The following is an 11,458-nucleotide window of genomic DNA, read 5'->3' as shown; positions in this document are numbered from 1 at the left end:
GGCGCGCTCCGCCTCCCGCCGGGCGGTCACGGCCGCCGCGGCGATGACCGCGGCCCACGCGGTGGCCTCGGCCCGTTCCGGATCGCCCGTCGCGCGCAGCGCCGCGCGGCGGGTCCGGTCGTACAGCGCCGGGTCGAAGCGGTCGTCGAGGCGGCCCAGCGCGTTGTGGATGCTGGTCTGCCGCCACATCAGCCGGGTGGCGGGGGAGGAGAGCCGGGGCCGGGGCAGCCGCAGGGCGTGGCGGGTGAGGACGTCGTCCAGTTCGCGCTCCAGCGGAGCCAGGCGCACGTACGTCCGCCAGGAACGGCACCACTGGGCCAGCCGGGGACCCAGCAGCGGGATCAGCACGCCGGTGACCGTGATCAGGGCGCCCAGCGCGGCCGCCACCGGGGAGACGGCCGTGCCGAGCGCCGACCAGTCCCGCCCGCACCAGTGGGCGGCCACGGCGACCAGCTTGGCCACGCTGTAGCCGGCGCCGCACAGGGAGCCGATGCCCAGGACCGTCAGGCCCACGCGCAGCCGGCCGCGCACCTGGCGGGCCCAGCGCAGCGCGGACACCGTGGTGACGGTCGCCGCCGTGAGGTGCGCCACCAGGTAGAGCACGATCATCTGGGCGAGGAACGGCGTGGTGGCGTAGTAGGTGTCCAGGTCGGTGCGGCGTTCCACGGGGGCGTCGCCCAGGGCGAACATGACCGCGATGCCGGCGACGACGAGGGCGTAGGCGGCGACCCAGCGGCGGGCGGTGCGGCGCACGCGCGGCCCGCCCCGCCAGTGCACGATCAGCACCTGGGAGGCGGCGCCGTACGCGGTGATCGCCGCGTAGGTCAGCGGCGCGGCGAGGTTGGGGACGCCGCCGAGACGGTTGATCGCCCCCACCGTGGGCGGCGCCCCGAGGAGGAAGCAGAGGCCGGCCAGCCCCAGCACCGCGCAGATGGTCCGCAGGTACGGGTCGTGCCGGTGGCGCAGCAGGTCGGGTGCCCGGACCAGCAGGCCGAGCCAGAGCACGCCGCAGCTGACGTAGTTGATCAGGCCGTTCATCCGCGTGTCCCGCGGTGGTTGAGCGCGGCCCCGATGCGCCCGGCCAGGCCCTGGGCCCCGGTGGACCGGGCGGCGAACACGGAGTCCTCCGAGGCCTCCAGCCAGGTGCGCAGCCGGCGGCCCACCAGCATCCCGAAGCGGTCGGCCTCCTGTTCCTCGGCGAGGCTGAAGTCGGTCCGCGCGGCGACGGGCCGCAGGTCGCCCGCGCTCTCGCCGACCGCCCGCCCGTCCGTCTGCCGGCGGTGCATGTGCCACACCTCGTGGCAGAAGATCACGATCTGGTGCCAGGCGGCGGCGCGCTCGTCGACCACGACGTCGTCGTGCGTCTCGCGCTCCAGCCACAGCCCGCTGGCGGTGTGCGGGGGGAACACCCTGCGGTGGACGACGACCTCGCGGCCCCGCCACGCACTGACGGAGGCGACGAGTGCCTCGAACAGGACCTCGGGGTCCGCGGGGATCGGGACCCGGATGGGGTCGATGAGGGCGTCGGCGAGGCGACGCATCTCCCTGTTCGTCCGCACTGCGCTCTCCCTGCCCGCCAGGGCGCCGTGCGGCCGCCCGGACCTCGTGTCGGGGCGGCCGTCGCCCCGGCCGCGTGGGCGGTCACTCGCCGACCGCCACGCTGTTCCCGGGCGCGCCCGCGCCGAGGCGCACCGCCCGGACCTCGTCGGGGCGGCGCAGTGCCCGGGAGACGGCCCCGATCTCACAGAGCAGCTCCGTGGTGTCCGGGCCGCCGGTGTCGTCGTCCTCCCGCGTCCGGGGCGCGGTCTCCACGGCGTCCAGGATCGCCGCCGCGGCCGCCAGCGCCTTGGCGCGCTCCGGTGCGAACCCGAGGGCGAGGGCGCTGTCCCGGCACCGCCGCCGCAGGTCGTCGTCGACGCGCCGGCCCAGCGTCAGCAGCACGTCCCGGATGAACGTCTCCCGGCGGGTCAGCCGCAGTTCGGGACCGGCGCGCAGGCCGAACGGGACGCCGCCGCGGGTGCCGTCGACGGTGCGCAGCAGCCGGTACAGCGGCCGCAGTTCGTGGTGGGCGAGGCGGACCCGCCAGCGGCCGTGCAGGTACTGGCCGGCGTGCGGCAGGATGAAGCCCATCGCGATCAGGACGGCGGACAGGCAGGCGATGGGCGGTGCCACGTCCGCGTTGAGCCGGTCCAGGTCGTTGCCGGTCCAGCGGGCCACCACCGCGGTGAGCTTGGCGGCGTCGAAGAGCAGGTTGAGCGCGTAGCCGGCGCCCAGGAACTTCAGCCCCCAGCGCAGCCAGGCGTCCAGCCCGTCGGTGCGGACCCAGTGCCAGATCAGCGCGAAGGTGATCAGCACGGCCGTGGTGTGCGCGAGCAGGTAGAGCAGGATCATCTCGCGCATGTACGGCGTGGTCGCGTAGTACGTGTCGAGGTCGCGCAGCCGCTCCACGGGCGCGTCGGCGAGGGCGAACAGCACCCACAGCGCGACGATCACCCCGCCGTAGACGGAGACCACCCGGCGGGTGGCGCGGCGGGTGGCGGCCGAGCGGTCGGACAGGCCGTTGCGCCAGGCGATGATCAGCAGCAGGCAGGCCCCGCAGAAGGCGGTGAGCAGGGAGTACACCCAGGGCGCCGAGATGTTCGGGACGCCGGTCAGCCGGTTGACCCGGGCGATGGTCGAGGGCGCGACGAACACGAACACGGAGCAGGCGAGCAGCAGCAGACCGCCGACCGCGCGCAGCAGCGGGTCCCGCCAGAGCCGGATGATCGTGGGCAGTTTGATCGCCAGGGCGGCGGCCAGGACCGTGGCCGGGATCCACCAGAAGGACGGGTAGAACTCGCTGACGAAGGACGTGGAGAACTCGCCGGCGCCGACGATGTCCATCGCGCCCCTCCCGTCCGCATGACCGCCGCACAACGCCTGTTCGAGACTACGCGTCCGGGGTGCCGCCGTCATGCGATCCGGTGACCGTCGTTCAACCGCGAACGACCGCGGACGACCGCGAGAGACCACAGCCTCCCGAAAGTTCTGTCCGAACCATTGACGCTGGGATCGGCCCACTTTACGGTCCGTTCGAACTTACGGGCGCTATCCGAAATCTCGAACATGCTCCAGGGGGATTCCGGACGACCGCGCGAGAAGCAGGGAACACCACTTCGAACGTAAGGGCAGGGCATGGGACGACCTGGCCTGAATCGCAGGCAACTTCTGGCCGCGGCGGGCGGCCTGACGGTCGCGGGCAGCTTCGGCTTCGCGGCGCTCGGCGAGGGCGCCGACGCGCTCGCCTCCGGCGCGGACACCCGGGTCCGCTACTGGAACCTCTTCAGCGGCGGCGACGGCTACAACATGATCGCGATGCTGGACGCCTTCCGGAAGGACAACCCCGACATCGCGGTGAAGGACTCCACCCTCCAGTGGGGCAGCCCCTTCTACACCAAGCTCGCCATGGCGGCGGCCGGCAACCGCGCCCCCGACCTCGGCGTCATGCACCTCGGCCGCGTCACGGGCTTCTCGCCCGGCCGCCTCCTGGACCCCTGGGACGTCGAGCTGCTGGGCAAGTACGGCGTACGGGAGCAGGACTTCAACCCCGAACTGTGGAGGCGGGCCGTCATCGACGGCAAGCTGTACGCGCTCCCGCTCGACATCCACGTCCAGCTCTGCTTCTACCGCAGGGACGTGCTGGCGGACACGGGCCTGCTCGACGCCGACGGGCGGCTGACGCCCGTGACGTCGACCGACGAGTGGTTCGACGTGCTCAAGGAGGCCAAGCAGGCCACCAAGGGCGGGCTGCAGACCCTGGGCCTGCACACCAACGACCAGAACATCATGTGGTGGTTCTTCGTCGCCTTCTACGAACAGCTCTCGGGCACCTACTTCGACGCCGGGAACACCGGGGTCACCTTCGACACCGACAAGGCCACCGAGGTCCTCGCGTTCCTGCGGCGGCACGTCACCGACGGCTACTCCGTCGCGGGTGCCGCCGACGCCGAACAGTTCGTCAACGGCTCGCCCTTCACCATGGAGGGCAACTGGTCGGTACCGGTCTTCGACACCGCGAGGCTCGACTACGGCGCGACCCCGCTGCCGCCCGTCTTCGGCAAGAGGGCCACCCACGCCGAGTCGCACTCCTTCGTGCTGCCGCACCAGGCCGGCCGCGGCGGCGCCGCCAACGAGGCCGCGCACCGCCTCGCCGCCTACGTCGTCCAGCACGCCCGGCAGTGGGCCGGCGGCGGGCACATCCCCGCCCACATACCGACCCTGTCCTCGCCCGAGTACCGGAGGCTGGCGCCGCAGAACGAGTACGTCGTGGCCATGGACCACCAGGCCACGGAGCCGAAGGTGTGGTTCGCCGGCTCCACCGGCATCCTCGCCCAGCGTCTCGGCCCGGTCGTCAGCGCCTCCACGATGGGCTCCGTCCGGCCGGACGGAGCCGCCCGCCGGATGCGGTCCACCCTCACCACGCTCCTCGCCATGAAGAACCCCATGGACGGCAAGACCGCCGCGCAGGGAGGTGCGGCCGCATGACCACCACCAGCCCGGAGACGGCCCTCGCCGCGCCCCGCGCGAGAACCGCCGCGCCGAGCACCCCCGTCCGCCGCAGGCAGGGCCTCCAGCACGGCGGCTGGTTCGTCGCCCCCTTCCTGACGCTGTTCGCCCTGTTCGTGATCTGGCCGCTGCTGCGCGGCGTGTACCTGAGCCTCACGGACGCCAACATCTCCGGCGAGGGCGCGCGCTTCGTCGGCCTCGACAACTACCGCGAGGCCCTGAAGGACCCCCTGATGTGGGACGCGCTCGGCCACAGCGCGTACTTCACGCTCCTGGTCGTACCCTGCATCACCGTCCTCGCCTTCCTCCTCGCGATGCTCGCTCACCACATCGAGCGCGGGAAGTGGCTGTGGCGGCTCTGCTTCTTCATGCCCTTCCTGCTGCCGTCCACCGTCGCGGGCAACCTCTGGCAGTGGCTGTTCAACCCCGGCACCGGCATGATCAACCACGTCTTCGGCATCGACACGCCCTGGCTGAGCGACACGTCGTACGCCCTGCTCGCCGTCGTCGTCTGCACCCTGTGGTGGACGGTCGGCTTCAGCTTCCTGCTCTACCTCGCCGCGCTCCAGGGCATCCCCGCCCACCTGTACGAGGCGGCCGAGTTGGACGGCGCGAACGCCTGGCACCGCATGGTCCGCATCACGCTGCCGCTGCTGCGCAACATCACCGGCCTCGTGGTCGCCCTGCAGATCCTCGCCTCGCTCCAGGTCTTCGACCAGGCCGTGGTGATGTTCGACTTCACGCCCGGACCCGAGGAATCGACCCGCACCTTCGTCCAGTTCACCCTGGAAGAGGGCTTCACCAGCTACCGCGTGGGCTACGCCTCCGCGATCTCCATCATCTTCTTCGTGCTCATCGCGGCCGTCGCCCTCGCACGGATGTGGCTGCTGCGCAACCGTGAGGAGGACGGCCGATGACCACCGCCGTGCCGGTACGCAAGGGGCCGCGCAGGCCCTGGACGCCGAGCCAGATCGTGCTCACCCTGCTTGGCGCGGCCGTCTCCGCGGTCATCCTCTCGCCGCTGGCCTGGGCGCTGTTCACCTCCCTCAAGTCGGAGACCGAGGCGGTGGAGGTGCCGCCGCACTGGCTGCCCGAGGACTGGACCGGCCAGGCCTGGTCCGCCATCTTCGAGACCGGCAACATCACCGACTGGTTCGTGAACTCCCTGGTGGTCTCCGTCTGCGTCACTGCCGTGGTGGTGTCGGTCAGCGCGCTCGCCGGATACGGCTTCGCCCGCACCGAGTTCCGCGGCAAGAACCTCCTGCTGGGCGTGGTGATGGCGGGCCTCATGATCTCCCCGGCCGTCCTCGGCGTCCCCCTCTTCACCACCGTCCAGCAGATGGGGATGGTCGACACCTACTGGGGCATGATCCTGCCGCAGTGCGCGCCCGCCGCGATGGTCTTCATCCTCTACAAGTTCTTCCAGGGCGTCCCGCGCGAACTGGAGGAGGCCGCCTTCATCGACGGCGCCGGCCGCTGGCGCGTCTTCCTCACGGTCGTCCTGCCGCTGTCGCGCCCCTCGCTCGCCGCGGTCGGCATCTTCACCTTCATCAGCTCCTGGAACAACTTCCTGTGGCCGTACATGGTGACCAACAACCCCGACCTGATGACCATGCCGAACGGCATCGCGACCGTCATGAACTCCTACGGCATCCAGTGGGCCCAGCTGATGGCCGGCGGCCTCATGGCGGGCCTGCCGCTGATCGTCGTCTTCGTCTTCTTCCAGCGCCAGATCGTGGCGGGTGTCGCCCACACGGGCCTGGCCGGCCAGTGACCCACCCGCAGACGGAACCGCACTCTCGAAAGGACACCATGCGCACCGCCCGCTTCACCCTGGACCCCGCCTTCACCGTCGGCGAGGTCGACCCCCGCCTCTTCGGCTCCTTCGTGGAACACCTCGGCCGCTGCGTCTACACCGGCATATTCGAGCCCGGCCACCCCTCGGCCGACGCCGACGGCATCCGCACCGACGTCCTGGAACTGGTCCGTGAACTCGGCGTGACGGCCGTCCGCTACCCCGGCGGCAACTTCGTCTCCGGCTACAAGTGGGAGGACTCGGTCGGCCCCGCCGAGGACCGCCCCCGCCGCCTCGACCTCGCCTGGCGCTCCACCGAGACCAACCGCTTCGGCCTCTCCGAGTACATCGCCTTCCTGAAGAAGATCGGCCCGCAGGCGGAGCCCATGATGGCGCTCAACCTCGGCACGCGCGGCGTGGCGGAGGCCCTGCAGCTCCAGGAGTACGCCAACCACCCCTCCGGCACCACCCTGTCGGACCTGCGGATCGAGCACGGCGACAAGGACCCGTTCGGCATCCGGCTGTGGTGCCTCGGCAACGAGATGGACGGCCCCTGGCAGACCGGCCACAAGACCGCCGAGGAGTACGGCCGCCTCGCCGCCGAGACCGCCCGCGCCATGCGCCAGATCGACCCGGGCCTCGAACTGGTCGCCTGCGGCTCCTCCAGCCAGTCCATGGAGACCTTCGCCGCGTGGGAGGCGACGGTGCTGGCGGAGACGTACGACCTGGTCGACCACATCTCGCTGCACGCCTACTACCAGCCCGTCGACGGCGACGTGGACTCCTTCCTCGCCTCCGCCGTCGACATGGAGTCCTTCATCGAGAACGTCGTCGCCACCTGCGACCACGTGGGCGCTCGGCTCAAGTCCAAGAAGAAGATCAACCTCTCCTTCGACGAGTGGAACGTCTGGTACCTGCTGGAGCACCAGAAGGAGGCCGAGGAGAACCCGCTCGACTGGCCTCAGGCCCCGCGCCTGCTCGAGGACAGCTACAGCGTCACCGACGCGGTCGTCTTCGGCTCCCTCCTGATCGCGCTGCTGCGCCACGCCGACCGGGTCACCGTCGCCTGCCTCGCGCAGCTCGTCAACGTGATCGCCCCGATCATGACCGAGCCGGGCGGCCCGGCCTGGCGGCAGACCACCTTCTTCCCCTTCGCGCAGGCCTCGCGGTACGGGCGCGGTGAGGTCCTGGACGTACGGGTCGACTCACCGACGTACGCGACGGCGCGGTACGGCGAGGCGGACCTGCTGCACGCCACGGCCGTCCGCGCCGAGGACGGCTCGGTGACCGTCTTCGCGGTCAACCGCAGCCGCACCGAGGCCCTGCCGCTCGACGTCGCCATGAACGGGCTGGACCTCACCGAGGTGGTGGAGCACAGCGCGCTCGCGGACACCGACCCCGACGCCCGCAACACCCTCGACGACCCGGAGCGCGTCACCCCGCACCCCGTCGAGGGCGCCACCCTGCGGGACGGCGTCCTGCAGGCCGTCCTGGAGCCGCTCTCGTGGAACGTGATCCGCCTGGCCCGTTAGCGGCGGACCCACGGCACCGCCGTCGTCCGCCACGGCCCACAATGACCCCATGAGAGTCTCGGCACGGGCGGACTACGCGGTACGGGCGATGCTGGAACTGGCGGTACGGCAGCACGGCGGACCGGTGAAGGCGGAGACCGTCGCGCTCGCCCAGGACATCCCGCACAAGTTCCTGGAGGGCATCCTCGGCGACCTGCGGCGCGGCGGGCTGGTGGAGAGCAGGCGCGGCGGCAGCGGCGGCTACCGGCTGGCCCGTCCCGCCGACGCCATCACCGTCGCCGACGTCGTCCGCGCCGTGGACGGCCCCATTGTGTCGGTCCGCGGCGAGCGGCCGAACCGGCTCACGTACACCGGCCCGGCGGCGCCGCTGCTGCCGCTGTGGGTCGCGGTGCGCGCGGGCGTACGGCGGGTCCTGGAGGGCGTCACGCTCGCGGACATCGCGGCGGACGCCCTCCCCGAGCCCGTACGGGAACTGGCGGCGGAACCCGCCTCCTGGCAGAACCCCTAGGTCACGGCCCGCCTCCGGTGTGCGGCCGGGAACGCCGGGGTACCCGGTCGCCGCGCCAGGAGGTGAGAGAGATGAGGGGAAGACTGCCGTTCCCCCCGCCCGGCCGGGTGCTGGACGGGGCGGAACTCCGGGAGGTGGCCAGAGCCGTCGCCGCGGACGAGGAACTGTGGACGGGCCTGCTGCCGCACAGCACCGGCGACCGCGGTTACGCGGAGGTCTTCCTCGACGACCACCTGGGCGTGTGGGTCCTGGAGTGGACGAGTGACGACCACGACACGGGCTACCACGACCACGACCACTCGGCCGGCGCGGTGCACGTGGCACGCGGCGCCATCCGGCACGAGCACCTGCGCCTCGGGCACCGGCCGGTGGGCGGCCGGGTACCGGCCGGGGAGGGTTTCTGCTTCGACGAGACCTTCATCCACCGCATGCGCCGGGAGCCAGGCGCCGGCCCGACGGTCACCGTCCACGCCTACTCGCCACCGCTGGAGCGCACCGGCCAGTACGGGGAGCAGGACGACGGACTGCTGCACCGGGTGCCCACGGGCTCCGAGGAGCACCTCGCGCCCAAGGGCCGTCAGGGCACCCCGAGCACGGCACGGCACACACCGGAACACGACAGGGAGGCCGTTCTTTGAGTGAGCTGAATGCCGGCCGGACAGGGGCAGAGGGCGAAGAAGGGCGGCGACCGTGACGGACATCGCGGCGCCGCCCGCCGAAGGCCGTGCCGCGGGAGGGTGGCGAGGCCCCGCGCCCTGGACACGGTGGCCGCTGGCCGCGGTCGAGACCGGCTTCCGTACGCTGGCCCGGCTGCGCGGCGCCCCCGCGCTGCACCCGCGGGGGCTCCTGTGCACGGCCGACTTCGAGGTCGTGGACGACGGGCGCGGTCCCTGGGGCGTGGCGTGGCTGGACGAACCCCGCCGGTACACCGCCACGGTCCGTCTCTCGCGGGCGGCCGGCCTGCCGCGCGGGCTGCCCGACGCGCTCGGGCTGGCCGTGCGCGTGGACCGGGACGGCCACCCCCTCGACCTGCTCCTCACCAGCAGTGGCGCGGGCCGGATCACCCGGCACCTGCCGCTGCCGCGGTTCGACGCGCTCAGCAGCCCCTGTTCCAGCCTGCTCTCCTACCGGATCGGCGGCCGGCGGCGCGTGCTGGCCGCCCTTCCGCGCCGTCGCGCGCAGGCGCCGGTGCCCGCCGATCCGGCGCGTCTGGGCGAGGCCCTGGCCGCCGGGCCGCTCGTCTACGACCTGTGCGCCGCGCGTTCCGGCCGGCCGGGGCCCGGGGGAGTGTCCTGGCGCCCGTTCGCCGCGCTGACGGTGCGGGCCGCGCTGCCCGACGGCGAGGGGGACAGCCCGGGATTCGACCCCTACGCACACGACGCCCCCGGCTTCACCCCGGGCGGCACCCTCGCCGCGACCCGCCGCGCCGCCTACCGGGGCTCCCGGGACGGCCGCCGGGGGAAGTGAGTGAGGAACGGCCGCCCACAGGCTCTCACCGGCCGTGGGCGGCCCCGCGCGGCAGGGGCCCGACGCCGGAGTGGCGGCCGGGGCGGAGGGCGGCGTGGCGCTGCCCGGGGCCGGCGCCGTCACGGGCGGCGAGGGCGTCGGCCACGGCACCGGTGGCGAAGGCGTAGACGGTCTTGTGCAGCAGGTCCACCACCAGCTCCTTGCGGGGCCAGGTGGCGGGCGGGGCGCCGACGCCGGTCGAGTTCTCCAGGATCTGGTCGTTGGTGACGCGGACGACGGCGAACTTGGCGGAGGCGGCAGGCCCGCGCAGTCCCGACTGGGCCATGAGGGAGCGCACCACCCCCAGGAGGGCGGCCTGGCCGAAGTGCATGGCCCAGTTGACGGGGAGCGGCTGCGTACCGGGACGTTCGGGGCGGCCCGTCAGACGCAGCAGGACCCGTGCGGGTACGTGCGAGTCCGGTCGGCCGGTGAGCGCCTGCTCGGCCTTCTCGCCCAGGGTCATCACGACGCCGCCGACGGCCCCGGCGACGAGCCCTTGCCACAGTGCACGCTTGATCATGCCGTGTCGGGTACCCGTGGCGGCGGGTTCCCTCACCCGCCCGCGGACGCGCCCGCCGCCGCGGACCGTGCGCCGAACAGGTTTCGTCTGTCCGGATTTGCGGCACTTGGACTGGTGCCCTTCCGGCGTGCGGAGACCGACGAAGAGGTGTCCCGGTGACGACGATCGGTGTCGAGGAGGAGTACCTGCTGATCGACCCGGCCACGGGCCGGCCGGCCGAGCAGGCGGAGAAGGTGCGGGCCGCCGCCGGCCTGGAGCCCTTCGTGGCCGACCGGGAGATCCAGTCCGAACTCCTCCAGGGCCAGATCGAGGTGGCCACACCGGTGTGCGGGACGCTGGAGGAGGTCGGCGGCCATCTGCTCCGGCTGCGGCACGCGGTGTCCGGGGCGGCCGAGGCACACGGCTGCCGGCTCGCCGCCTGCGCCACCTTTCCCCTGCGGCAGGGCCCGCCCCTGGCCGTCACCCGGCAGGCCAGGTACCGGGCCATGCAGCGGCAGGCGCCGCAACTGGTCGCCGAGCAGCTGATCAACGGCATGCACGTGCACGTGGGCGTGGCCGGGCGGCGGAGCGGGGTGGAGGTGCTGAACAGGCTCCGCGTCTGGCTGCCGGTCCTGACGGCCATGTCCGCCAACTCCCCGCTGTGGGACGGCCACGACACGGGCTTCGCGAGCTGGCGCACCATCGTCTTCGGCCGCTGGCCGGTCAGCGGCGTCCCCCCGTGCTTCGCGGACGAGGCCGACTACCACGCGCGCGCCCGGCGGCTGGTGTCCGCCGGGGTCATCGCGGACACCGGTCAGCTGTACTGGCAGGCCCGGCTGTCCGAGCACTACCCCACGGTGGAGGTGCGCTGCCTGGACGTCCAGCTGGGCGCGGACGAGGCGGTGATGTTCGCGGGCATCGTCCGCGCCCTCGTCGACACCGCCGTGCGGGAGGCCGCCGCCGGCAGGCCGGCCCCCGACTGCCCGGCCGAGCTGGCGCAGGCGGCGATGTGGCAGGCCGCCCGGTACGGACTGGGCGGCACGCTGGTCGACCCCGGCGGCGCGCGCCGCCGG

Annotated in this window: 12 protein-coding genes; 8 read left to right on the top strand and 4 right to left on the bottom strand. The window is 72.9% G+C overall.

The features are described from left to right. The 3 genes from UW392_RS53725 to UW392_RS53715 all read right to left on the bottom strand — a co-directional run. On the bottom strand, positions 1 to 1,038 hold a 1,038-nt coding region (locus tag UW392_RS53725), incomplete at its 3' end, for an MAB_1171c family putative transporter (protein ID WP_320782769.1). After that, complete coding sequence (locus UW392_RS53720; protein WP_320782768.1) at positions 1,035 to 1,559, bottom strand: toxin; 525 nt, start codon at positions 1,557 to 1,559, stop codon at positions 1,035 to 1,037. The genes UW392_RS53725 and UW392_RS53720, both read right to left, overlap by 4 nt. An 82-nt stretch (positions 1,560 to 1,641) precedes the next feature. Then, complete coding sequence (locus UW392_RS53715) at positions 1,642 to 2,883, bottom strand: MAB_1171c family putative transporter (RefSeq protein ID WP_320782767.1); 1,242 nt, start codon at positions 2,881 to 2,883, stop codon at positions 1,642 to 1,644. Positions 2,884 to 3,174: 291 nt separating this feature from the next. Between UW392_RS53715 and UW392_RS53710 the strand changes: the two genes are divergently transcribed. The 7 genes from UW392_RS53710 to UW392_RS53680 all read left to right on the top strand — a co-directional run bounded on the left by UW392_RS53710 (position 3,175) and on the right by UW392_RS53680 (position 9,847). Continuing rightward, positions 3,175 to 4,524: an extracellular solute-binding protein gene (locus UW392_RS53710; RefSeq protein ID WP_320782766.1), complete on the top strand. Its 1,350-nt coding sequence runs from the start codon at positions 3,175 to 3,177 to the stop codon at positions 4,522 to 4,524. Further along, positions 4,521 to 5,462: a sugar ABC transporter permease gene (locus UW392_RS53705; RefSeq protein WP_320782765.1), complete on the top strand. Its 942-nt coding sequence runs from the start codon at positions 4,521 to 4,523 to the stop codon at positions 5,460 to 5,462. Before UW392_RS53710 ends, UW392_RS53705 begins: the two co-directional genes overlap by 4 nt. Beyond that, entirely contained in the window at positions 5,459 to 6,319 is an 861-nt protein-coding gene (locus tag UW392_RS53700; protein WP_320782764.1) for a carbohydrate ABC transporter permease, read from the top strand. Before UW392_RS53705 ends, UW392_RS53700 begins: the two co-directional genes overlap by 4 nt. 38 nt (positions 6,320 to 6,357) lie before the next feature. Beyond that, positions 6,358 to 7,872, top strand: coding sequence for an alpha-N-arabinofuranosidase (locus UW392_RS53695; RefSeq protein ID WP_320782763.1), 1,515 nt, complete (start codon positions 6,358 to 6,360; stop codon positions 7,870 to 7,872). A gap of 49 nt (positions 7,873 to 7,921) precedes the next feature. Beyond that, entirely contained in the window at positions 7,922 to 8,380 is a 459-nt protein-coding gene (locus UW392_RS53690) for an Rrf2 family transcriptional regulator (RefSeq protein WP_320782762.1), read from the top strand. 71 nt (positions 8,381 to 8,451) lie between these two features. Then, on the top strand, positions 8,452 to 9,018 hold the full coding sequence (locus UW392_RS53685; protein ID WP_320782761.1) for a cysteine dioxygenase: 567 nt from the start codon (positions 8,452 to 8,454) through the stop codon (positions 9,016 to 9,018). Positions 9,019 to 9,070: 52 nt separating this feature from the next. After that, positions 9,071 to 9,847, top strand: coding sequence for a phosphodiesterase (locus UW392_RS53680; protein ID WP_320782760.1), 777 nt, complete (start codon positions 9,071 to 9,073; stop codon positions 9,845 to 9,847). Positions 9,848 to 9,872: 25 nt separating this feature from the next. On the opposite strand, the gene UW392_RS53675 is transcribed toward UW392_RS53680, so the two are convergent. Next, positions 9,873 to 10,406, bottom strand: a complete 534-nt coding sequence (locus tag UW392_RS53675; RefSeq protein WP_320782759.1) for a hypothetical protein — start codon at positions 10,404 to 10,406, stop codon at positions 9,873 to 9,875. 155 nt (positions 10,407 to 10,561) lie between these two features. Between UW392_RS53675 and UW392_RS53670 the strand changes: the two genes are divergently transcribed. Beyond that, the coding region (locus UW392_RS53670; RefSeq protein ID WP_320782758.1) for a glutamate--cysteine ligase at positions 10,562 to 11,458 on the top strand (897 nt) is incomplete at its 3' end.

The sequence above is a fragment of the Streptomyces sp. CRN 30 genome, assembly GCF_034105845.1.
The sequence above is the reverse complement of the archived record's forward strand: the minus strand, read 5'-3'. Positions and strand labels throughout refer to the sequence as shown.